General features: G+C 74.6%; 23 protein-coding genes. 11 read left to right on the top strand and 12 right to left on the bottom strand.

Annotation, left to right across the window (positions count from 1 at the left end):
• The first annotated feature begins 57 nt into the window (after nt 1–57).
• Nucleotides 58–717: a two-component system response regulator gene (locus GEV43_RS38640; RefSeq protein WP_160825616.1), complete on the top strand. Its 660-nt coding sequence runs from the start codon at nt 58–60 to the stop codon at nt 715–717.
• A 68-nt stretch (nt 718–785) separates the two neighbouring features.
• Entirely contained in the window at nt 786–1,934 is a 1,149-nt protein-coding gene (locus tag GEV43_RS38635) for a sulfite exporter TauE/SafE family protein (RefSeq protein WP_160825615.1), read from the top strand.
• Nucleotides 1,935–1,951: 17 nt separating this feature from the next.
• Here the strand turns inward: GEV43_RS38635 and gltX are convergent, their stop codons facing one another.
• Together gltX and GEV43_RS38625 are read right to left on the bottom strand one after the other, a co-directional pair.
• Entirely contained in the window at nt 1,952–3,349 is a 1,398-nt protein-coding gene (gene gltX / locus GEV43_RS38630; RefSeq protein ID WP_160825614.1) for a glutamate--tRNA ligase, read from the bottom strand.
• Between the two features lie 118 nt (nt 3,350–3,467).
• A complete protein-coding gene (locus GEV43_RS38625) occupies nt 3,468–4,046 on the bottom strand; it encodes a TIGR03086 family metal-binding protein (protein WP_160825613.1) in 579 nt (192 codons plus the stop codon).
• A 92-nt stretch (nt 4,047–4,138) separates the two neighbouring features.
• On the opposite strand from GEV43_RS38625, the gene GEV43_RS38620 reads away from it, so the two are divergent.
• Nucleotides 4,139–4,939 (top strand): AraC family transcriptional regulator, encoded by an 801-nt coding sequence (locus tag GEV43_RS38620; RefSeq protein ID WP_206681578.1) that lies wholly within the window; start codon nt 4,139–4,141, stop codon nt 4,937–4,939.
• 12 nt (nt 4,940–4,951) lie between these two features.
• Nucleotides 4,952–5,590: a CoA pyrophosphatase gene (locus GEV43_RS38615; RefSeq protein WP_160825612.1), complete on the top strand. Its 639-nt coding sequence runs from the start codon at nt 4,952–4,954 to the stop codon at nt 5,588–5,590.
• Between the two features lie 36 nt (nt 5,591–5,626).
• On the opposite strand, the gene GEV43_RS38610 is transcribed toward GEV43_RS38615, so the two are convergent.
• The gene (locus GEV43_RS38610; RefSeq protein WP_160825611.1) at nt 5,627–6,388 is read right to left on the bottom strand and encodes an SDR family NAD(P)-dependent oxidoreductase; all 762 of its coding nucleotides are present in this window, start codon (nt 6,386–6,388) and stop codon (nt 5,627–5,629) included.
• A 281-nt stretch (nt 6,389–6,669) separates the two neighbouring features.
• On the opposite strand from GEV43_RS38610, the gene GEV43_RS55500 reads away from it, so the two are divergent.
• The gene (locus tag GEV43_RS55500; protein WP_309240162.1) at nt 6,670–7,341 is read left to right on the top strand and encodes an HNH endonuclease family protein; all 672 of its coding nucleotides are present in this window, start codon (nt 6,670–6,672) and stop codon (nt 7,339–7,341) included.
• Here GEV43_RS55500 and GEV43_RS38600 read toward each other — a convergent pair.
• From GEV43_RS38600 to GEV43_RS38590, 3 genes are all read right to left on the bottom strand, one after another.
• Nucleotides 7,278–7,736 carry a MerR family transcriptional regulator gene (locus GEV43_RS38600; RefSeq protein WP_241684200.1) on the bottom strand — a complete coding sequence of 153 codons (459 nt, stop codon included), beginning with the start codon at nt 7,734–7,736 and terminating at the stop codon, nt 7,278–7,280. The genes GEV43_RS55500 and GEV43_RS38600 overlap by 64 nt on opposite strands.
• Nucleotides 7,733–9,043: an MFS transporter gene (locus GEV43_RS38595; protein WP_160825609.1), complete on the bottom strand. Its 1,311-nt coding sequence runs from the start codon at nt 9,041–9,043 to the stop codon at nt 7,733–7,735. Before GEV43_RS38595 ends, GEV43_RS38600 begins: the two co-directional genes overlap by 4 nt.
• Before the next feature lie 109 nt (nt 9,044–9,152).
• The gene (locus GEV43_RS38590) at nt 9,153–9,650 is read right to left on the bottom strand and encodes an HAD domain-containing protein (RefSeq protein WP_160825608.1); all 498 of its coding nucleotides are present in this window, start codon (nt 9,648–9,650) and stop codon (nt 9,153–9,155) included.
• Nucleotides 9,651–9,786: 136 nt separating this feature from the next.
• Between GEV43_RS38590 and GEV43_RS52290 the strand changes: the two genes are divergently transcribed.
• A complete protein-coding gene (locus GEV43_RS52290; RefSeq protein ID WP_160825607.1) occupies nt 9,787–12,186 on the top strand; it encodes an amino acid permease in 2,400 nt (799 codons plus the stop codon).
• Between the two features lie 206 nt (nt 12,187–12,392).
• Here GEV43_RS52290 and GEV43_RS38580 read toward each other — a convergent pair whose 3' ends face one another.
• Together GEV43_RS38580 and GEV43_RS52285 are read right to left on the bottom strand one after the other, a co-directional pair.
• Nucleotides 12,393–12,929 (bottom strand): hypothetical protein, encoded by a 537-nt coding sequence (locus GEV43_RS38580; RefSeq protein ID WP_375539141.1) that lies wholly within the window; start codon nt 12,927–12,929, stop codon nt 12,393–12,395.
• Nucleotides 12,930–12,942: 13 nt separating this feature from the next.
• Complete coding sequence (locus tag GEV43_RS52285) at nt 12,943–13,593, bottom strand: hypothetical protein (protein WP_175250992.1); 651 nt, start codon at nt 13,591–13,593, stop codon at nt 12,943–12,945.
• A 167-nt stretch (nt 13,594–13,760) separates the two neighbouring features.
• On the opposite strand from GEV43_RS52285, the gene GEV43_RS52280 reads away from it, so the two are divergent.
• Nucleotides 13,761–13,973, top strand: a complete 213-nt coding sequence (locus GEV43_RS52280) for a hypothetical protein (RefSeq protein WP_175250991.1) — start codon at nt 13,761–13,763, stop codon at nt 13,971–13,973.
• A 10-nt stretch (nt 13,974–13,983) separates the two neighbouring features.
• Here GEV43_RS52280 and GEV43_RS52275 read toward each other — a convergent pair whose 3' ends face one another.
• Nucleotides 13,984–14,163, bottom strand: coding sequence for a hypothetical protein (locus GEV43_RS52275; RefSeq protein WP_175250990.1), 180 nt, complete (start codon nt 14,161–14,163; stop codon nt 13,984–13,986).
• Nucleotides 14,164–14,320: 157 nt separating this feature from the next.
• Nucleotides 14,321–14,683: a VOC family protein gene (locus tag GEV43_RS38570; RefSeq protein WP_160825605.1), complete on the bottom strand. Its 363-nt coding sequence runs from the start codon at nt 14,681–14,683 to the stop codon at nt 14,321–14,323.
• A 225-nt stretch (nt 14,684–14,908) separates the two neighbouring features.
• Here GEV43_RS38570 and GEV43_RS38565 point away from each other — a divergent pair, with 225 nt between their 5' ends.
• The 3 genes from GEV43_RS38565 to GEV43_RS38555 all read left to right on the top strand — a co-directional run bounded on the left by GEV43_RS38565 (nt 14,909) and on the right by GEV43_RS38555 (nt 18,455).
• Nucleotides 14,909–16,312, top strand: coding sequence for a hypothetical protein (locus tag GEV43_RS38565; RefSeq protein WP_160825604.1), 1,404 nt, complete (start codon nt 14,909–14,911; stop codon nt 16,310–16,312).
• 296 nt (nt 16,313–16,608) lie between these two features.
• Nucleotides 16,609–17,526: a helix-turn-helix domain-containing protein gene (locus GEV43_RS38560; protein WP_375539128.1), complete on the top strand. Its 918-nt coding sequence runs from the start codon at nt 16,609–16,611 to the stop codon at nt 17,524–17,526.
• A gap of 110 nt (nt 17,527–17,636) precedes the next feature.
• Complete coding sequence (locus GEV43_RS38555) at nt 17,637–18,455, top strand: SAM-dependent methyltransferase (RefSeq protein WP_160825603.1); 819 nt, start codon at nt 17,637–17,639, stop codon at nt 18,453–18,455.
• Between the two features lie 125 nt (nt 18,456–18,580).
• Here the strand turns inward: GEV43_RS38555 and GEV43_RS38550 are convergent, their stop codons facing one another.
• Together GEV43_RS38550 and GEV43_RS38545 are read right to left on the bottom strand one after the other, a co-directional pair.
• Nucleotides 18,581–19,237 (bottom strand): TetR/AcrR family transcriptional regulator, encoded by a 657-nt coding sequence (locus GEV43_RS38550; RefSeq protein WP_160825602.1) that lies wholly within the window; start codon nt 19,235–19,237, stop codon nt 18,581–18,583.
• A 79-nt stretch (nt 19,238–19,316) separates the two neighbouring features.
• Nucleotides 19,317–19,760: a PPOX class F420-dependent oxidoreductase gene (locus GEV43_RS38545; RefSeq protein ID WP_206681577.1), complete on the bottom strand. Its 444-nt coding sequence runs from the start codon at nt 19,758–19,760 to the stop codon at nt 19,317–19,319.
• 86 nt (nt 19,761–19,846) lie between these two features.
• Between GEV43_RS38545 and GEV43_RS38540 the strand changes: the two genes are divergently transcribed.
• Nucleotides 19,847–21,610: a glycoside hydrolase family 15 protein gene (locus GEV43_RS38540; RefSeq protein WP_160825601.1), complete on the top strand. Its 1,764-nt coding sequence runs from the start codon at nt 19,847–19,849 to the stop codon at nt 21,608–21,610.
• The last annotated feature ends 174 nt before the right edge of the window (nt 21,611–21,784 follow it).

Genomic DNA, 21,784 nt, shown 5'->3' with positions numbered 1-21,784 from the left:
GGCGCGCGTTCCGGCGGCCGGCGGCGGGGCCCCGATGGGATCGGAGAGAATGCACGCGTGGACGACAAGGCGAAGATCCTGCTCGTGGACGACCGCGAGGAGAACCTCATCGCGCTGGAGGCGATCCTCAGCTCGCTCGACCAGGACCTGGTCCGGGCGCGTTCCGGGGAGGAAGCGCTGAAGGCCCTGCTCACCGACGAGTACGCGGTGATCCTGCTGGACGTCGTCATGCCGGGCATGGACGGGTTCGAGACGGCCCGCGACATCAAGCGGCGCAAGAAGACCCGCGATCTGCCGATCATCTTCCTGACCGCGGTCAACAGCGACCCCGACTACGCGTTCCGCGGCTACGCGGCGGGCGCGGTCGACTTCATCTCCAAGCCGTTCGACCCGTGGGTGCTGCGCGCCAAGGTGTCGGTGTTCGTCGAGCTGCACAACAAGAACAAGCAGCTCCGCGACCAGACCACGCTGGTGCGCGAGCAGGCGGCGCTGCTGCGGGAGCAGGCGGCCCTGCTCCAGGCGCGGCCCGCCGACGACGCCTCCCGCGGTCCCGGCGAGGCGTCCGGGCTGTCGGCGCGGCTGGCGTCCGCGCGCGAGCAGCTGGAGGCGGTCGCCGAGGCCGTCCCGCCCGCCCTGCGGCCCGAGTACGAGGAGCTGGAGCGGCGCTTCGCCGACCTCGCCGACGCGCTGACCGGATCCGGCGAATCGGGCGAGTGACTCCTTTCCCCCGGTGACGCTTGGCGGCGCGCCGCCCTGGGGAGGGTCCCGCGGCGGAGGTGGGGACCATGGACGCCGCCGCGCTCTTCCTGACCGGCGCCGGTACGGGCCTGCTGGCGGGAGGGACGTCGTGCGCCGCCGTCCAGCTCGGCATGCTCACCGGCTCCCTGGCGGGGACGCGCGACGCCCCGGCGGACGCCGGGCGCGGCGCGGGAGCCGGGCGCGGCGCGGACGCCGGGCGCGGCGCGGACGCCGGGCGCGGCGCGGACGCCGGGCGCGGCGCGGGAGCCGGGCGCGGCGCGGGGGTGCGGCGCGCGCTGCGGCGTGACGCGCGCGCGGTCGGCGCGTTCCTCGGGGCGAAACTGGCCGCGCACGGGGTGCTCGGCGCGGTGCTGGGGCTGGCGGGCGGGGCGGTGCAGCCGGGTCCGCGCGTGCGCGGCGCGCTGCTCGCGGTCGCGGCGTCGATGCTGGTGGTCTTCGCGCTCGACCTGCTCGGATTCCGTCCGGCGCGGCGGCTGCTCGGACGCGGGCGCGTTTCCCGGGGCGGGGAACGCTGCGACGGGCGTTCCGGCGCGGCCTGCGACGGGCCGAGAGCGGGGCGGCTGCGGCGTCCCGTGGCGCTGGGCGCGGCGACCGTTCTCGTCCCGTGCGGGCTGACCCTGTCGGCCGAGCTCCTCGCCGTGACGTCGCGTTCGGCGGTCGGCGGCGCGGCGGTGATGGCGGGGTTCGTGCTGGGGACGGCGCCGCTGTTCGGGCTCGTCGGCGTGACGGTGGGCCGGTCGCTGGCGCTGCTGCGCGGGCGGCTGACCGCGCTGCTCGCCGTCGGGCTGATCGCCGTCGCGGGGTGGACGCTGATGTCGGGGCTGCGGCTCGGCGGCTGGCTGCCCGAGGGCGGCGGCGCCGCGGCCGGGGCGGACGACTCGGCGCGGTTCGTGCGCGTGGACCCGTCCGGGACGCAGGTCGTGACCGTGTGGGCGCTGGACCAGGGGTACCGGCCCGCGGTGCTCAGCGCCCGCGCCGGGACGCGGACGGTGCTCGTCCTCAGGACGCGGAACACGCGCGGGCACACGCGGGCGTTCACGATCCCCGGCCGCGACCTCGACGTGGTCCTTCCGGTGAACGGCGAGACCCGCGTCGACCTCGGCACGCCCGGGGCGGGGCGGATGCGCTTCGTGTGCGCGTCCGGCCACTTCCCCGGCGCGATCAGCTTCCGCTGAACGGTCCGGCCGAGGGCTCAGGCGGAGGCGAGCTTGGCGCGGGCGGCGGCGATCCTGGCGAGGGTCCTCTCGCGGCCGAGGATCTCCAGCGACTCGAACAGCGGGAGCCCGACCGTACGGCCCGTGACGGCGACGCGGACGGGTGCCTGGGTCTTGCCGAGCTTGAGGCCGCGGGCGGCGCCGACGGCCTCAAGGCGCGTCTTCAGCTCGTCGGCCTCCCAGGGCGCGTCGCGGTAGGCGTCCTCGGCGGCGGCGAGGATCTCGGCGGCGGGCTCCTTCATGGCCTTGTTCCACGACTGCTCGTCGAACACCGGCTCGTCGAGGAACGCGAAGTCGACCATCTGGACGATCTCCGAGAGCACCGCCACGCGCGTCTGGGCGAGCTCGGCGAGGCGGTCGAACACCGCCGGGTCGTACGCGAACGGCGCGTCGTCCAGGAACGGGCGGCACTCGGCGGCGAACCGCTCGGCCGGGAGCGCGCGGACGTACTCGCCGTTGATGGCGCGCAGCTTCTTGACGTCGAAGAACGCGGGCGAGGTGTTGACGTCCTCGATGCGGAACTCCTCGACCACGACGTCCCACGGGACGATCTCGCGGTCGCCGGCCGGCGCCCAGCCGAGCAGCATCAGGTAGTTGCGCATGGCCTCGGGGAGGTAGCCCTCGGCCCGGTAGTCCTCCAGGGCGACCTTGTCGCGGCGCTTGGACAGCTTCTGCCGCTTCTCGTTGACGATCACGGGGACGTGCGCCCAGACGGGCGGCTCGCCGCCGAGCGCCTCCCACAGCAGCTGCTGCTTGGGCGCGTTGGACAGGTGCTCCTCGCCGCGCACGACGTGGGTGATGCCCTGGCTCATGTCGTCGACCGCGTTGGCGAGCAGGAACGTCACCGAGCCGTCGGCGCGGGCGATGACGAAGTCCTCCAGGACGGCGTTCTCGAAGACGGGCTTGCCGCGCAGCAGGTCGACGACCGTCGTCTGGCCCTCGTCGGGCGTGCGGAACCGCAGCGCGCGGCCGGGCCCCGGGCCGAGGCCGCGGTCGCGGCAGAAGCCGTCGTAGCCCTTGTGCTGGTCGCCCGTCCGGGCGACGACGTCGTCGCGGGTGCAGTCGCAGTAGTACGCCCGGCCCTGGTCGATCAGGGCGCGCACCGCGTCGCGGTGCCGGTCGGCGTTGGCGGACTGGAAGTAGGGGCCCTCGTACTCGCCGCCGTCCATGCCGAGCCAGGCGAGGGCCCGGATGATGCCCTCGGTCCACTCGGGGCTGTTGCGCGAGGCGTCGGTGTCCTCGATCCGCAGCACCAGGGTCCCGCCCGACTGCTCGGCCATCACCCAGTTGAACAGCGCCGAGCGGGCGCCGCCCACGTGGAACATGCCGGTCGGGGACGGCGCGAAGCGCACACGGATCGAAGAGGTCGAAGACATGCTCCAAGGGTAGAGCGCGCGGGCCCCCGCTCGCGCCGGGACCCGCGCGGGGCCGGGGCCTCCGCCGGGACCCGCGCGGAACCCGGCGCGTCGCGCGCACCCCGGGGCCTCCGCCGGGTCAGGGCGTCCAGCGGGGGTCGCGGCCGGAGAGCCCGAGCACCCGGTCCAGCAGGGGCGCCGACTCGGGCACGGGCACCTCGTCGCCGAACGCCTCGTACTCGCGGCCCATCGCGGCGGTCGGGCGCAGCTCCTCCCACGCGCCGGCGACGACGTCGTCGGGCAGGGCGGGGTCCTGCCCGGTCGCGACGGCGAGGTCCCAGCCGTGCATGACGAACTCGCCGAGGATCATGCCGCCGATGACGGGCGCGGGCATCCCCGGCCGGGCGCCGGTGAGGCTGGTGTTCCCCTCCCACGCGGCGGGGTCGGTCCAGGCGGCGGCCGTGGCGCGGGCCTGTGCGGCGAACGCGGCGGCCCAGCCGTCCTCGGCGGTGAAGTCGTGGTCCTCGCCGGGGCCGGACGGGGGCTTCTTGGCGGCGGCGGTCTCGCCCCGCCCGGTCCAGAAGGCCAGGTGGTTGGCGAGGGTCCGCACGTCCCAGCCCGGGCAGGGCGTGGGCGCGGCGAGCCGTTCGGCGGGGACGCCCTGGACGATCCGCGCCGCCGCCTCGGCGGCCGGCAGCATCAGTTCACGCAGTTCCATGGTCGCTTTCCTCGGTTGGTCGAACACACGTTCACGTTAACGGGGCGGGTGGGGCGGGTCTTGAAGAAACCCGTCACGCCTAGCCTGGTGCGGTGAGCTCTGCCGGCGGGATCCTCCACGCGCGGGAGGGGCTGCGCTGGTTCGGGGTGGAACGGGTCCCGGTCCCGCCGGGGCTCGCGGCGTTCGTGGAGCACTTCTGGGTGCTGCGCTGGGATCTGCGCGGGCGCGGGCCCCACCGGCAGCGGGTGCTGACGCGGCCCTCGGTGCACATGACGTTCACCGGCTACCTGACGTCCGGCGCGACGCGGGCGCGGGTCGCGGGCGTGGTCCGCGAGGCGTTCACCGAGGAGATCTCCGGCGAGGGGCGCGTGGTGGGCGCGGCGTTCAGGCCGGGCGGGTTCAGGCCGTTCCTGGACGGCCCGGTGTCCGCGCTCACCGGGCGGTTCCCCTCCGTTGAGGAGGTCTTCGGGGACGACGGGAGGGCGCTCGGCGAGGCGGTCTTCGCCGCCCGGGACGCGGGCGAGGCCGTCGGGGCGCTCGCGGCGTTCCTGGAGGGGCGGCGTCCCCCGCCCGACCCCAGGGCGGAACGGGTCGCGGGCATCGTCGCGCGGATCGCGGACGGGCCCGGGATCGTCCGGGTGGACGAGCTGGCCGCCGAGCTCGGGACGAGCCCGCGCAGCCTCCAGCGGCTCTTCCACGAGTACGTGGGGATCGGCCCGAAGTGGGTGATCCGGCGGTTCCGGATGCTGGAGGCCGCCGGCCGGGCCGCCGCGGGCGGCGCCGACTGGGCCGCCCTCGCGTCCGAGCTGGGGTACGCCGACCAGGCGCACTTCGTCCGCGACTTCACCGCGTCCGTGGGGACCTCCCCGGCGAGGTACGCGCGGGACGCCTGAGATCATCGGACGATGACCGACCGCCTGCCGAGCCACCTGACCGACCTCGCCGCGTTCCGGGAGACGGCCGCCGCGCGGCTCGGCGCGTTCCGGCACACGACCGTGCCGGACGCGCCCGGGATGCGGCGGGCCGGGGTGGTGATCTGCGTCCTGGACCGCGGCGGCGTCCCGTCGGTGATGCTGATCAAGCGGGCGTACCGGGGGCGGAACGCGGGCCAGTGGGGCCTGCCCGGCGGGCGCGCGGAGGAGGGCGAGACCGCCGGCGAGGCGGCGCTGCGGGAGCTGGAGGAGGAGGTCGGGCTGTCGGTGGGGCCCGGCCGGGTGCTCGGCAGGCTGGACGACTTCCCGGCGGCGTCCGGGTTCGCGATCACGCCGGTCGTGGTCGCGCCGGCGAACCCCGGGCCGCCGCGACCGAGCCCGGACGAGGTCCACTCCGTCCACCACGTGAGCCTCGAACGGCTCGCGGCCGACGATACGCCGCACTGGGAGCCGCGGCCCGGCGGGACGCGGATGCTCCAGATGCGGCTCGGCCCCGGCTGGGTCGTGCACGCGCCGACGGGCGCGATGCTGTGGCAGTTCCGCGAGGTGGTGCTGTTCGGCCGGGAGGCGCGGGTCGCCGACTTCGTCCAGCCGGACTGGACCCGCACCTGAGGCGGCCGTACGGGCGGCCGTACGGGTGGCCGCCGGTCAGAACGTGCCGCCGTCCACGACCACCCGCTGGCCCGTGACGTACGAGGCGGCGTCCGAGACCAGGAACCGGACGACGGCCGCGACCTCCTCCGGCGAGCACACGTGCCCGTACGGGGACGAGGCGTCCTGCTCCCTGATGTCCTCGACGCCCATCGTGGCGCGGACGAGGCGGCGCCCCATGTCGGTGTCGACGAGGCCGGGCGCGACGACGTTGACGTGCATGCCGTTGGCGCGCTCCTCCTTGGCGAGGGTGCGCGCGAGCGCCTCCATGGCGGCCTTGCCCATCGCGTACGGGGCGCTGAACGGCGGGAACATGTCGGTGATCACGCTGGAGACGAACACGACGTCGCCCCGTTCGGCGCGGCGGAGCTGGGGCAGCACCGCCTGGCAGACGTGGTGGGCGCCGAGCGCGTGCACGCCGAGGACGCGGGCCAGCTCGGCGGGGTCGGTGTCGGCGACGCTCCGGCCCCGGCTCGCGATCCCGGCGCTGTGCACGAGGATGTCGATCCCGCCGAAGCCGTCCTCCAGGCTCGCCGCGAGGGCGCGGCAGTCGTCGGGCGAGTCCACCGACGCGCGGAACGCGGCGCCCCGCACGCCCGCCGCCTCGATGTCGGCGACGGTCTTGCGCGCGGCCTCCTCGTCGCGGCGGTAGGCGACCGCGACCCGCGCGCCGTCGGCGGCGAGGCCGAGGGCGACGGCGCGGCCGATCCCCCTGCCTCCTCCGGTGACGAGCGCGGCGCGGCCGGCGAGTGAACTCATCGGAACTCCTTCGTCAGGGGCACAGCGGCGCCCCCATCCTGCCGGGCCGCCGGGCCGCGACGTAAGCGGCCCCTGACGCACGTCCCCGGGCCGCCGACCGTCCCCTCCCCCGCCTCCGGCCCGTGCGGCGGGAGCCGGAGCGCGATCGAGCAGGGACGTACGTGACCGTGGCGGACCATTGCCGTTATCGAATTGTGATCTCCGCTTACCTAACGGACATGTCGGGTTTATTTACCTATCTGAGACTGGCGGCCCCTGCTCCCGAGCGAAAAGGAGTCTCCGTGAAGCGCACGGGGATCGTCGCCACCGCTCTCACGTCCACCGCCTCACTCGCCGCCGGGGCCGCCGTCGCCGCGGCCGTCGCGACCACCGCCGTCACCGCCACCGCGACCGCGGCGCACGCCGCGCCGCCGCCTCCGCCCGGCGCGGCCGAGGCCGGCCGGCACCTCACGGCGCTCAAGGTCGCCGCCGAGGGCTCCATGACCGGCTACAGCCGCGAGAAGTTCCCGCACTGGATCACGATCTCCGGCGCCTGCAACACCCGCGAGACCGTCCTCAAGCGCGACGGCACCGGCGTCCGGACCGGGTCGGACTGCGCGCCGACGTCCGGCTCCTGGACCAGCCCGTACGACGGGGCGAGGTGGACCGAGCCCGCCGACCTCGACATCGACCACATGGTGCCGCTCGCCGAGGCGTGGCGGTCCGGCGCGAGCGCCTGGACGACCGCGCGCCGCCAGGCGTTCGCCAACGACCTGGACAGCGCGCAGCTCTGGGCCGTCACCGACAACGTCAACCAGGCGAAGGGCGACAAGGACCCGGCGCTGTGGAAGCCGCCGCTCGCCTCGTTCCGCTGCATGTACGCCCGGTCGTGGATCGACGTGAAGTACCGCTACGGGCTCACCGTCGACTCGTCCGAGAAGTCCGCCCTGTCGGGGCTGCTCGGCGCCTGCTGACCCGCCGGCGCCCCGGCCCCCGGGCCGCCGAGGCGGCCGCGCACGCGGTCCATCTCGGCGGCCAGGCGGTCGCGCAGCCCCGCGAGCGCCTCGATCCGCCGGTCCAGCATCGCGAGCCGCTCGGCGTAGACGTCCAGCAGCGGCGCGCACTCCGGGCCGGCGCCGAGGTCCATGTGCTCCCTCCTCAGGCAGTCGCCGAAGCTCAGCACGTCCTCGGAGCTGAGCCCGGCGCGCAGCAGGCGGGCCACGTTGCGGACGAGGTGGACGGTCTCCGGGTCGTACACGCGGTAGCCGTTGCGGTCGCGCGCGGCCCGGACCAGGCCCTGCTGCTCGTAGTAGCGCAGGGCGCGCGGAGTCACCCCGGCGTACCGCGCCACCTCGCCGATCCGCATCATGACCGCTCCTCACGTTCGGGGCGCGCGCCCTCGTCCGGGCTCCGTTCGCCGTGGCGCAGCGCCACGGCGAACAACACCAGCGCGAGCGCGACGCATCCCGCCGCCGTCGCGGGAACGGCCACGGGCCCGCCCGCGCCGAGCGCCGCGCCGCCGATCCCGCCCGCGACCGAGAACCCGAGGAACATCGCGCTGTTGTTGAGCGCGATCAGCTCGTTCGGGGACCCGTCGTGGCGGCGCAGGAGCCACGCCTGGGTCGCGGGCGCGATCCCCCACGTCACCAGCCCGTACAGCACGAGCAGGACGGCCACGACGGCGACCGGGTACGGCCCGCCGGCCGCGCCGAGGACGGCGATCAGCAGCGGCGCGGCGAACACCCCGGCGAGGAACAGCACCAGCGCCCGTACGGGCCCGAGCGCGTCCACCGCGCGGCCTCCCGCGAGCGCCCCGGCGATCCCGGCGGCCCCGACGCCGGTGATGAGCGGGGCGAGGGCCGCGCCGCGCACGTCCCCGAGGTTCCCGGCGACCTCGCTGATGTAGACGTAGGTCATCATGCCGCCCGCGCCGCTCGGGACCATCGCGAGGAGCGCCGAGGCCGTCGCGACGCCGCGGAGCGGGGCCAGCCGGTCGCGCATCCGCCCCGGCGCGGCCCCGGGCAGGACCGGAAGGCTGGTCAGCAGCCCGAGCGCGGCGACGGCCGCGAGCCCGGCGACGAACAGCATCGTCGCCCGCCAGCCGAGCGCGTCGCCGATCCACGTGCCGAGCGGGACGCCCGCGACGAGCGACGTGGTGAGGCCCGCGCTGACCACGGCGAGGAAGCGGCCCTGCCGCCCCTCGGGCGCGGCGGTCGCGGCGACGGCGAACGCGGCGGGCGACGCGGTCGCGGCGGCGAGGCCGGCGACGATCCGCACGGCGAGCAGGAGCCCGTACGAGGGGACGGCCGCCGCCGCGAGGTTGGCGACGGCGAAGACGGCCGCCGCGCCGGCCAGCACCGCGCGGCGCGGCAGCCGCGCGGTGAGGAACGCGGCGAACGGCGCGCCCAGCGCGTACGCCAGCGCGAACGCGGTGACGAGCTGCCCGCTCGCCGCGACCGGGACGCCGAGGTCCCTGGAGATCTCGGGCAGGATCCCGGCGATGACCAGGTCGTCGGTGCCGAACGCGAACGCCAGCAGGAACAGCGTGAGCAGCCAGAACGGCAGGGCCCGCCCCTGGTGCGCGGCTCCGGCGGTTGCGGGCCCGGCGGGCGCGGGCGGGATGGCCGGGACTGTGGTGCGCGCCGCCGAGCGGGCGCGCGTCGTACGAGGTGCCATGCCGCGGACGCTAAGAGGTTGCCGTTAGCGTCAAGGTCAAGGCGGCGGGCGCGGCGTCGCGGCGGCCCGGGGCGGCGGGCGGCGCGCGGGCGCCGCGGCGGGCGGCGGGTCAGGGGCGGGCGGCGAGCCAGTCGGCGGCGGTCCGGATGTGCTCCTCGGTGAGCCCGGCGAGCGGGTCGATCGAGACGAGGAGATGGTCGCCGATCCCGGGCTCGGCCGCGACGCACTCGGTGGCGTCGGGCTCGTCCTCGAACCAGACGAACGGGCGGCCCTCCGTCCACGACGCCACGTGCCGGGCCTTCCACGCGCCGAGCGTGCGGCCCTCCTCGACTCCGGGGAACTGCGGGATGGGCACGAACGGCAGGCGCGGCAGCCCGACCCGGGGGGCGATCCACTCGTTGGCGTTGTCGCACCAGTAGCTGGCCCAGGCGAGCTCGGCGCCCGCGGCCTCGGCGAGGTCGAGCAGCATCCGGCCGTGCGCGGCGTTCAGCCACAGCCGGAACGCCACCCCGTTGGGCGAGCACCGGTGCCGCCGGTAGCCGCGATGGGGCCGTTCGAACGGATTGAGGACACCGTCAACGTCGAGCAGTACCAGCGGCGAGCCCATACCGGGACCGTACGGCATGAAGGGCCCGCGTTACAGCTCCCTCGTTTCGGGCAGCGTTTTGACACGTTTGGGGCCCCCGCCCCACACTGCTTCGGGCTCGGCACGGGAACCCACCGTGGAAAGGCGGTAACGACGCGTGAGCGAACGGGACCTGCGGACGGCTCCGGCCGTCGGCGCGGCGCACGTGGACGCGGGAGACGACGGCTACGACAAGTCGCTGCGCACCCGCCACGTCAACATGATCGCCATCGGCGGCGCGATCGGCACGGGGCTGTTCCTCGGCGCGGGCGGGCGGCTGGCGAGCGCGGGCCCGTCCCTCGCCATCGCGTACGCGGTGTGCGGGTTCTTCGCGTTCATGGTGGTGCGGGCGCTCGGCGAGCTGGTCCTGCACCGGCCCTCGTCGGGGTCGTTCGTGTCGTACTCGCGGGAGTTCATGGGCGAGAAGGGCGCGTTCGTCGCCGGGTGGATGCACTTCCTCAACTGGTCGACGACCGGGATCGTCGACATCACGGCGATCGCGCTGTACCTGCACTACTGGAAGGCGTTCGCGCCGGTCCCGCAGTGGCTGCTGGCGCTGGTCGCGCTCGCCGTCGTGCTGACCGTCAACCTGGTCTCGGTGCGGTTCTTCGGCGAGCTGGAGTTCTGGTTCTCGATCGTCAAGGTCGGCGCGCTCGTCGCGTTCATGCTCGTCGGGATCGGGGTGCTCGCCACCGGCCACCACGTCGCCGGGCACGCCTCCGGGCCCGGCCTCGTCCTGGACAGCGGCGGGATCTTCCCCAAGGGCGTCCTGCCGATGCTGGTCGTCGTGCAGGGCGTCGTGTTCGCGTACGCCTCGACGGAGCTGGTCGGCGTCGCCGCCGGGGAGACCGAGAACCCCGAGAAGGTCATGCCGAAGGCCATCAACTCGATCGTGTGGCGGATCCTGGTCTTCTACGTCGGGTCGGTCGTCCTGCTGGCGATGCTGCTGCCGTGGAACGCCTACAAGGACGGCGAGAGCCCGTTCGTCACGGTCCTGTCGGGGCTCGGGGTGCCCGCGGCGGGCGACATCATGAACCTCATCGTCCTCACCGCCGCCCTGTCGAGCCTGAACTCCGGGCTCTACTCGACGGGCCGCATCCTGCGCTCGCTCGGCGCGGCCGGGTCGGCGCCGCGCTTCACCACGTCGATGAGCCGGTCGCACGTCCCGTACGGCGGGATCCTGCTGACCTCGGGCTTCTGCGTCCTCGGCGTCGGGCTGAACTACTGGGTGCCGAAGGACGCGTTCGAGATCGTGCTGAACTTCGCGGCGGTCGCCATCCTCGCGACCTGGGCGATGATCATGATCTCGCACCTGCTGTTCGTCCGGCACGCGCGCGCCGGGCGGGTCGCGCGGCCCGCGTACCGGCTGCCCGGCTCGCCGGTGACCGAGCTGGTCACCCTGGTGTTCCTCGCCTCCGTCGTCGTGCTGATGTGGTTCGACCACGACGGCGCGGGCCACATGACCGTGACGGCCGTCCCGGCGATCGTCGCCGCGCTGGTCGCCGGCTGGTTCTGCGTGCGCCGCCGCGTCCTCGCCGTCCGCCTCGCCCGCGAGGAGGCCGCCGGAGGCCCGCCCGTCGGGCCGGACGGCCGGGGCCGGACGCGCCGGAGCGCTGACGGGGACGCCCGCCGCACCGGACTGTCACCCGGCCGCCGTAGGGTGGGCGGGATGGAGGACGAACTCACCCTGATGGCGGTGCACGCCCACCCCGACGACGAGGTGCTGGGCACGGGCGGCGTGCTCGCGCGCGCCGCGGCCGAGGGCATCCGCACCGTTCTGGTCACCTGCACCAACGGCGACGCCGGCGACGACTCGGGCGGCCTGAAACCCGGCGACGAGGGCCACGACGCGGCCGAGGTGGCCCGGCGGCGGCTCGCCGAGCTCCACGAGTCGGTCCAGCTCCTCGGCATCACCGATCTGGAGGTGCTCGGCTACCGCGACTCGGGGATGGTCGGCTGGGCCACCAACGAGCACCCCGAGGCGTTCGCCAACGTCCCGGTCGACGCGGCCGCCGGGCGGCTCGCCGCGCTCATGGAAAAGTACCGCCCGCAGGTCGTCGTCACCTACGACGAGAACGGCGGCTACGGGCACCCCGACCACATCCAGGCGCACCGGATCACGATGGCCGCCGCCGAGAGCACCGGCATTCCCGACAAGCTCTACCACGCGGCGATGCCGCGCAGCGGGGTGCGGCGGATGTTCGAGTACGCGGTGTCGTCCGGCATCGACCTCGGCTTCGACCCGGAGGAGGAGATCGGCGACCCGGCCGAGTTCGGCACGCCGGACGAGCTGATCACCACCGTGGTCGACGTCTCGCCCTACGTCGACCGCAAGCGCAAGGCCCTCCAGGCCCACGCCAGCCAGGGCGAGAACATCTTCCTGCTGCGCCTGCCCGAGGAGATCCAGGAGCTGGTCTTCGGCAGCGAGTCGTTCGTCCGCGTCCACAACCGCGCCGGCGCCCCCGACCGCGAAGACGACCTCTTCACCGCCCTGCGCCCACCCACCGCGCGCTCCTGACCCCGCCGCAAGCCGCCCCCTCAGCGACCCGCGAACGCCACGCCCTGCTTCCAGCGGCCTCAGCTACCGCGCGAGTGCGTTGACTGTCCGGGGGAGGCAAGGCCGAAGGCGAGCCTCCCCCGGACAGATCGCGAAGCGATGCAGCACTCGCAGAGCCACGGTCAGGTCGTGAGCCGCCAGGCGAGCGGCGTGGGCCGGAGCTTCAATCAACACAGTGACGCACGGTAGTGGTCGAGGATGTCCTGGCGGAGGAGGTGGCCGAAGCCCGCGCGTTCGAGGCGGAGGGCGACGGCGGCGGGGGTCTGGCCGAGACGGGTGGCGGCGGCCTGGAGGTTCCAGTCGCTCGCGGCCAGGCGTGTGAGCAGGTAGCCGCGGCGGACCTGGGCCTCCGACAGCCGGAACGTCTTGAGGTAGGCGATCCGCCCGTCCGCGCCGGTGATCACTTCGCCGATGTGGTTCTCGCGGCGCAGCGCGAACGACGGGAGGAACCGTCCGAGCTCGAAGCCGTTCAGGTGCTGGACGGTCGAGAGGGTGCCCGCGTCGTCGAAGAGCCGTCCCGCCATCACCTCGTCGTGGAACGCGGCCCATTCGGCCTCCACGCGGGCGGCCTGGGCGCGCAGGTCGTCCAGCGAACGCACCGAGCGGTCGTCGATCCCGGCCGTGAGGACGGGCGTGTGCAGGGTCAGCAGGCCGTACTGGTAGACGAGTTCGCCGAAGAAGTCCTCGACGAACGTCGCGTGCAGCGCGCGGTAGTCGTCAGCCGCGCAGCTCGCCGAGCCCGGCGCGGCCCTCGGCGAAGCGGGCGAGCTCGACCAGGGCCGGGAGCGAAGCGGGCGAGCTCGACCAGGGCCGGGAGGTCGTCGGCGGCGCGGATGCCCGCCGTCGGGACGGCCGGGTCGAGGCGGCGCACGTCGAAGCCGTCCGCGTCGTACACCGGGTTGAGGTGGGTGATCGCGACGCGGCGGTCCGGCCCGACAGCCACAGCGGCGTGTACGCGCCCGGCGCGGCGAGCGCTTCGAGCAGGTGGTGGCAGGCGAGCGCGACCGCGAGGGGACGGCGCCGCTTCTGCCCCGATCCGTACGTCGAGTGGCTGTCGTCCAGCACGGCGGTGACCTTGCCCCACGTGCCCGCGCGGGCCCCGGCGACGCGGCGCGCGGCCGTTCGGAACGCCCCGGTCGGCTCGGCGCGGCGGGCGGCCCGCTCGTCCAGGGAGAGGGACAGCGCGTACGAGGCGAGCCGGGTCGGCGGCAGCGCGGCGAGATCGGCGCGGTCGCGGACCACGCCCGCCTCGTGCCGGGCCCCCGCGCCCTGGAGGCGGAGCCGTTCGAGGCGGGTCATCCGGGGCCCGATGCGCTCCAGGAACGCCGCGCGCGGCACCCCGTGCTTGGCGGCGAACCTCTCGGCCACCGTGAACGGCAGGTCGTACAGGGCGGCCTGCTCGTAGTGGGCGCGGCGCCACGTCTCGAACAGCGGCGTCGCGAACCGGGTCCGCCCGGCGGGGCCGAACAGGAACGCGCCGAGCTCGCCGCCGAGCGGCAGGTGCGCGTGCCGGGCGGCGGCCTTGAGCGCGGTACTTGACCGCGTCGAACGCGGGGTCGCGGCGGGACGCGAGCCAGTCCCGCGTGATCGCGCGGGTGCGGCGCAGGTCGCCGAACAGCCGGTACACGCGCTGCCGCGGCAGCAGCTCCAGCCGCCGCGCGATCAGCCGCCCCTCGCGGCGCCGCTCCTCGACGTCCACGGCGGACGCGTGGACGAGCAGGTTCCGGACGATCGCGGCGGCGTTGTGATCGTTGATGTTCAGCGCAAGCGCCGCCGCGTACAGGCCGCGGTAGTTCTCCAGCATGTACGCGTGCAGGAAGCCGAGCGAGACCCGCTGGCCGTCCGCGCCGTCGTGGAACTCCCGCTGCCCGTGATCGCGGCGTTCACGAACATCAGCACGTCCTCGCACGCGACCAGGTCGGCGAGGGTCTCGGTCATGGCGGCCCCACGGGTCGGCGGAAGGGTCCGGGGCCGGCCGGGGGATGGGGGCGCGAACAGCGAATCATCGCTGGAAAGGCGGGTTCCGGAAGTCGCACCGGAGTCCCGCGGCCGGCCCCGGCACCGCAACACCGCCGATCTCCGCGCCGCCTCCCGATTACGGCCGGTACGTGCCGAAGTACCAGTCGTTGCCCTCGGGGTCGCGGGCGGCGTACTCGCGCGACCCGTACGGCTGGTCGGTCAGGCCCATCGTGATCTCCGCGCCGGCGGCCCTCGCCCGTTCGAAGTGGGCGTCGGGGTCGTCCACCGCGACGTACAGGCCGGCGCCGCCGCCCTGCGCCTGCGAGATCATGAGGATCCCGGTGTCGTACCGCATCTCGGCGTGCACGATCGCGCCGTCCTCGTTCCGCGAGACCTCGTGCGCCGCGAACCCGAACGCCTTCTCCAGCCACTCCATCGCCTTGGCCGGGTCGCCGTAGTTCACCAGCGGGTAGAAGGTCCGCCTGTCCTCGCGCGCCATATCGTCCTCCCTGGTCAACGAGCCGTCGTGCCGTTCACCCCCACTCTGCCCGGCGCGGCTCGCGGCGGTCTTGGACGAATGTCACCCGCCCCGCCCGGCGACCGCCCGGTCACGAGGAATGCCCGACTTGTGGCACATTTGCCGGGTCCAGTTTCATGATCTCGGCCGCGACCCGGGTCTCCACCCGGCTCCCGGCGCGGCCGGGAACGCGTGCGAGGAGATTTCATGACGCGGCACCTCAAGGTGCTGGCCCGGGCGTGCTCGGCGGCGCTGGTCGCCGCCGCGGCGCTGACCGCGGTGTCGGCGGCCCCCGCCCACGCGGCGGCCCAGCCGGCCCCCACGCTCGACGACTACTACATGCGCCCCGCCAACAACGAGGCGGACCTCGCGGACCGGGTGAAGAAGCTCGACGCGCAGCTTCCGAAGCTCGGCGTGAAGAACATCCTGGCGCAGGCCCCCCGCAAGGGTTCCACCGCCAACGGCAAGGCGTGCAACCCGAAGGCGATCCAGGACACCACGTCCACCCGTCCCGACATCGACTTCAGCTTCTGCTGGGACAAGTCCGACTCGGCCGCCTCCGGCGACTACGAGTGGACGCCGCAGGGCGTGACCACGGTGGCCGACGCGCACCTCAACAAGCTCTGGAACGGCACCCAGCCGTTCATCGCGAGCTGGTACAACTGCGAGCACAAGAACGGCGCCGAGAAGTGCACCGACCATAAGAAGGGCGCCCGGATCTCGTTCGTTGACCCGAACACCGGGAAGTACGCGCACGTGCTCCTGGCGTACCCGTTCATCAACAAATCCGGTAACGCCACTTACATGAGCCTGCGCACCAAGCAGACCGCGGAGGGCAAGTCGCTGCACGTGGGCGGCATGGCCTGGTACGGCAACTACCTCTACGTCGCCGACACGGGCCGCGGACTGCGCGTGTTCGACATGCGCTACATCTTCGACCTGAAGGCCGCCGGAGATAAGGGCGACACCAAGAGCAAATCGAAGATCGGCCGCCAGGACGGCGTCTTCTACGGCCACGGCTACCGCTACGTGATGCCCGAGGTCGGCGCGTACACCAACAACAGCCCGCGGCCCTCCACCGAGGCCGCGCGCTGCAAGAACACCGGCTCGCCGACGACCTCGTACGTCTCGCTCGACCGCAGCGGCATCGACCACCTGATCACCGGCGAGTACTGCGCCGGGCGCACTCCCCCGTCCGGCCACACCGGCGGCCGGGTGGCCGCGTGGCCGCTGAACGGCGACAACGGCAGGCCGAAGCTGAACGCCAAGTGCGTCTCCAACCTGCCCGGGCACTCCACGGTCCCCTGCTGGCACGCCGACGCCGCGTACGCCATGCCGGACGGGGTCGGCAACATCCAGGGGGCGACGCGCTACGGCGGCAACTGGTACCTGAGCCAGAGCCGGGGCAAGTCCGATGCCAGCGCGCTGATCAAGGCCGTCCAGCCCGGCGGCGCGACCGGCGCGCTGAGGGGCGTCGCCCCCGGCCACTACGGCGGGATCGGCACCGAGGACCTGTCGTACTGGCCCGGCTCCGACGCGCACCGCAGCGGCCTGTGGACGCTGACCGAGCACTGGGGCAAGCGCATGGTCTACGTGACCCCGAAGCCGTGACGCCGAAGCCGTGACCCGCACGTCCTGACCGCGGACCGGCGTCCCGCCGGCCCGGCGCGGGCCGTCCCCTCGCGTGGGGCGGCCCGCGCCGCCGTCCGGGCCCCGGCCGGAGCCGCGCGGCACCGAGGACGTTTCCGGAACGGGGGTGTCTGTCCTGTGAGCTGGTGGTTTGTTGCCGGGACTAAAACACCATCACCGGGGCGGGAGGGCCGGTGATGGTGGAACACTGGGTCACGGGCCGCGGACGGAGCGGCGGCGCGCGGCGGCGGGCGATGGTCCGGTTTCTTCTCTCGGGGGTGGCGGTGGAAGCGGTCGAGCCGAAGGGGGACCCGTGGTCGCCGGGGCGGGTGCGCGACCTCGCGCACAGCGGGCCCACGGTGCTGCGGATCCTGCTCGGCGGCCAGCTCCGCAGGCTGAGGGAGGCCAAGGGGATCTCCCGCGAGGACGCCGGGGAGGCCATCCGCGCCTCCGGTTCCAAGATCAGCCGGCTGGAGCTCGGCCGGGTCGGGTTCAAGCGGCGCGACGTCGCCGACCTGCTGACCCTGTACGGCGTGGTCGACGCCGACGAGCGCGAGGCGCTGCTCGGGCTCGCGGTCCAGGCCAGCACGCCCGGCTGGTGGCACCACTACGGCGATGTCCTGCCCGCCTGGTTCGAGGTCTACATCGGGCTGGAGGAGGCCGCGTCCGTCCTGCGGATCCACGAGACGCGGTTCGTCCCCGAGCTGCTCCAGACCGAGGCGTACGCCAGGGCCGCGGCCGCGCTCGGCCACCCCGGCGCCGGGCCGACGGAGATCGACCGCAGGGTGGGCGTGCTGATGCGCCGCCAGCAGATCCTCACCCGCCCCGACCCGCCGCAGCTCTGGGTGGTGCTGGACGAGGCGGTGCTGCACCGCCGCGTCGGCGGCGCGGAGGTCATGCGCGACCAGCTCGCCTCCCTGATCGAGGCGGTGCGGGCCGGGCGGGTGATCCTCCAGATCGTGCCGCCGCGGCACAGCGCGCTCGCCGCGTTCAGCGGGCCGTTCTCGCTGCTGCGGTTCGCCGAGCCGAGCCTGCCCGACATCGTCTTCCTGGAGCAGCTCACCAGCGCGCTCTACCTCGACAAGCCCGCGGACCTGGTCGTCTACAAGAAGAACCTGGACCGGCTGTACGTCAACGCGGCGCCGCCGACCGAGTCCGCCCGCATCCTCACCGGCATCCTCGGCGGACTCGGCTGACTCGGCTGAAGGGTCGGTTTCCTACCGGTTCGTCCCGTGCTTGCAGATCATTGACGGCCGGGCCAGACTGAGCGCGGTACCGCCGAGGAGAACGCGCGAAGGGTGACGCCGTGACCGGCAACACGTCCGTCCCCGGCCAGGAGCCGGAAATCGAGATCGACACCACCGTGGCGCACCCCGCGCGGGTGTGGGACTACTGGCTCGGCGGCAAGGACAACTACCCCGCCGACCAGGACGTGGGCGACCACCTCAACGAGACCATGCCCGAGGTCGTCATCTGGGCGCGCGCCGACCGGGAGTTCCTCGGCCGCGCCGTCCGGCACATGGTCGCCGAGGCGGGCCTGCGGCAGTTCCTCGACATCGGGACCGGCATCCCGACCGCCGACAACACCCACGAGGTCGCGCAGCGGCTCGCGCCCGAGAGCCGCGTCGTCTACGTCGACAACGACCCCGTCGTCCTCGCGCACGCGCGGGCGCTGCTCAACAGCTCGGCCGAGGGCGCGACCGACTACATCGACGCCGACCTGCGCGACCCGGACGCGATCCTGCGGGCCGCGGCGCGGACCCTCGACTTCGACCGGCCGGTGGGGATCACGCTGCTCGGCATCCTGGAGTTCGTCACCACCGACGAGGCGTACACGATCGTCGGCCGGCTCCTGGACGCGGTGCCGTCCGGCAGCCACCTCGCGATCGCCTGCCCCACGGGCGAGGTCAACGGGGACGCGATGCGCAAGGTCATCCAGGACTGGAACGACAGCGGCGCCACCCCGGCCGTCCTGCGCGACGCCGCGCAGCTCACCCGCTTCTTCGACGGCCTCGAACTGCTGGAGCCCGGCCTCGTCTCGCTCCCGCGCTGGCGTCCGGACCCGAACACGCTGTACGCCGACCGGGAGATCGGGTTCTTCTGCGGAGTCGGCCGCAAGCCCTGAGCGTCGCCGCGCGCCCGCCGCACGGGCCCGCGGGATCGGCCCCAAGCCCCGAGCCCCGAGTCGCGGGCCGCGCCGCGCGGTCTCCGGCCCGCGCCTGCCCCGCGCCCGGCGTCGGGCGGGGTGCGTCAGGTGGCGGCGTAGCCGTGCAGGAACGCCCGGACGCCGGCGGCGACGGCCGCGTCGACCTCCTCGTCGGACGGAGCGGCGGCGCGGTAGGACGGGTGGGCCGCGGAGATCAGCAGCAGCAGGTGCAGGGCGGCGCGTTCGGGATCGCCGGGGACGTTCAGCAGGCCGCGGTCGCGCAGGGCGGTCAGGCGTTCGGCCAGGGCCCGGCGCACCCGCAGCGGCCCGTTCTCCTGCCAGGTCTCGATGGCGGCGCGCGGGATGTGCCCGGCCTCGGCGTTGACCTGCCGGGCGAGGGCGAAGTGCTCGGCGTGCTCGGCCGTCGCGCGCGCCGCCCACTCCCTCCCGAAGTCGACCAGGTCGGCCTCCAGGTCGACGACCTTGCGCAGGTGCCGGTCGACGATCGCGATCTGGGCGTCGGCGGCGCGGGTGGCGCTGCTGTGGATGACGGCCTCGAACAGCCCGGCCTTGTCGGCGAAGTGGTTGTAGATCGTCCGGGTGGACACCCCGGCCCTGGCGGCGATCGCGTCGATGCTCGCGCGGGCGTAGCCGTCCTGCGCGAACACGCTCAGCGCGCCGGCGAGGATCGCGCGCCGCTTGTCGGCCAGCCCGCCGCGCGGCGGGGGCTTCGCCGTCGCCGTCTCGTCCTGCGAGGTCATCGCCTCCCGGGCCTCCGTCGTTCGAAGTCGTCGCCGTGCCGGTCGCCGTGCGTCGCCCGCACCCTAGCGAACGGGGCGGTCAGGCCGGCGGCCGGTGCTCGGCCCGGCGGGGGCCGAAGTCGTGGTCGTGGTCGGACCCGATCGGGCGGCCCTCCAGGTTCCAGCTCCACGACACGGTCGGCGTGATCCGCATGTACGGCGCCGCCCCGAACTGTCCCTCCCGCTCCACCAGGTCCGCGGTGCCGTAGATCCGCACGAAGCGCGGCGTCCAGGGGTCGACGGTCACGACGTCGTCGATGACGAGCGCGACCTGCCGGTTCCCGGCCCGCACGTTGCGGTACTTGCGGGTCTTCACCGGGTCGATGCCGCCGACGTAGAAGTACGTGCCGTCGAACTCGAACCCGACCGGCGAGGCGTCCGGCTGGCCGTCCGGGCCGACGGTGGCGATCCGGGCGAGGGGCTGGGTGCGCATGTACGCGATCTCTTCTTCGGTGAAGGACATGCCCCAAGGTACAACGTTCATGGCAACGAGTAAAACGCTGCCTGCAAATCGGCCGCCGTGAACGGGTGGTCCCCGGGCCGGGGCGTCCGCGGAACTATCGTCGTCCCATGCCACCTGTGACTCCCGCCGACGGGCTCTCCGCCGCGTCGACGATGCCGTGGGCCCTGCGCGACTACGCCTTCCTCGGGGACGGCGAACGGGGCGCCGTGGTCGGGCCGCGCGGGGAGGTGGTGTGGCTGTGCGCGCCGCGGTGGGACGGCGACGCGGTGTTCTCCGCGCTCCTCGGCGGGCCCGGCGAGTACCTGGTGCGGCCCGAGGACGACTGGCACGTGTGGGGCGGCTACTACGAGGACGGCACGCTGATCCGCGTCAGCCGGTGGGTCTCCGCCGACGCGGTCATCGAGTGCCGCGACGCGTTCGCCTCGCCCGCCGCGCCCGGACGGCTGGTGCTGCTGCGCCGGATCCGGGCCGTACGGGGCGAGGCGCGGGTGCGGGTGCGGCTCGATCCGCGTCCGGGGTTCGGCGGCCACGCCGTGGACTGGCGGCGCGAGGGCGGGCTCTGGTGCGCCTCCGGCGGCGGCCTGGACGTGCGGTGGGCGGGGGCCGCGGAGGCCCGCCCGGCGCCGGGCGGCGGCCTGCGCACGAGCCTCGCCCTGCGGGAGGGCGGCGCGCACGACCTGGTGCTGGAGGTGTCCGGGGACGGCGGCCCGCCGGGCGTCCTGGAGGCGGCGCCGCTGTGGGAGGCGACCGAGCGGTGGTGGCGCGCCGCGGTGCCGCGCTGCGCCGACCTGCCCGCGGACGCCGACGCCCGGCACGCCTACGCCGTCCTGAACGGGCTGACCAGCGCGGGCGGCGGGATGGTCGCCGCCGCCACGACGGCGCTGCCCGAACGCGCCGACACCGGCCGCAACTACGACTACCGGTACGCCTGGCTGCGCGACCAGGCGTACGCGGGCATCGCCGTCGCCGTGCACGGGCCGCATCCGCTGCTCGACCGGGCGGTGCGCTTCGCGGCGGCGCGCGTGCTGGAGGACGGCGGGAGGCTGCGGCCCGCGTACACGGTGAGCGGCGGCCGGGTCCCGCCGGAACGGAGCCTGTCCCTGCCGGGCTATCCGGGCGGCGGCGACCGGGTCGGCAACCACGCGGGCGAGCAGTTCCAGCTCGACACGTTCGGCGAGGTGCTCCAGCTCTTCGCCGCGGCGGCGGCGCACGACCGCCTGGACGGCGACGCCCGCCGCGCCGTGGACGTCGTCGTGGAGGCGGTGGAGGCCAGCTGGCTGGAGCCGGACGCGGGCGTGTGGGAGCTGGAGAGGCGCTGGTGGGCCCACTCGCGGCTGGCGGTGCTGTGCGGGCTGCGGTCGCTGGCGGGCGTCCTGCCGGGACGGGACGCGCGACGCTGGCTGGAGCTGGCCGACGGCGTCGAACGGGAGACGCGGCGGCGCTGCCTGCGCAAGGACGGCGCGTGGGCGCGCGCGGAGGACGACCAGGGCCCGGACGCCTCGATGCTCGCGCCGCTCGGCCGGGGCGGCCTCCCGGACGGCGACCCGAGCGTGGCGCGCACCCGCCGCCTCATCGCCCGGGAGCTGACGCGGGACGGGTTCGTCTACCGCTTCCACCACGAGGGCAACCCGCTCGGGGAGGCCGAGGGCGCGTTCCTGCTGTGCGGCTTCACGATGGCGATGGCGACCGTCCGCGAGGGCGACGCCCTCGGCGCCTACCGCTGGTTCGAGCGGACCCGTTCGGCGTACGGGCCGGCCGGGCTGTTCGCCGAGGAGTACGACGTCGGGCAGCGGCAGCTCCGCGGCAACCTGCCGCAGGCGTTCGTCCACGCGGCCCTGCTGGAGTCGGTCGCGCGGCTCGCGTCCGCCTGAACGGCGCGTCCCCGCGAAGCGCCCCGCCTGGCGGGCAACGGCAAACCCATGGTCACGGCGGCAGAGGCGGCCGTTTCGGTCGCGCCGTACGAGGTAGTTATCGCCTCGGGACCGCCCGCCGCCCGCCGTGCGCGGCCGGGCCGCAAGCCGAGGAGCCGAGGAGCCGATCGAACG

Source organism: Actinomadura sp. J1-007 (assembly GCF_009793335.1).
GTDB classification, from domain to species: domain Bacteria; phylum Actinomycetota; class Actinomycetes; order Streptosporangiales; family Streptosporangiaceae; genus Spirillospora; species Spirillospora yumaensis.
The sequence above is the reverse complement of the archived record's forward strand: the minus strand, read 5'-3'. Positions and strand labels throughout refer to the sequence as shown.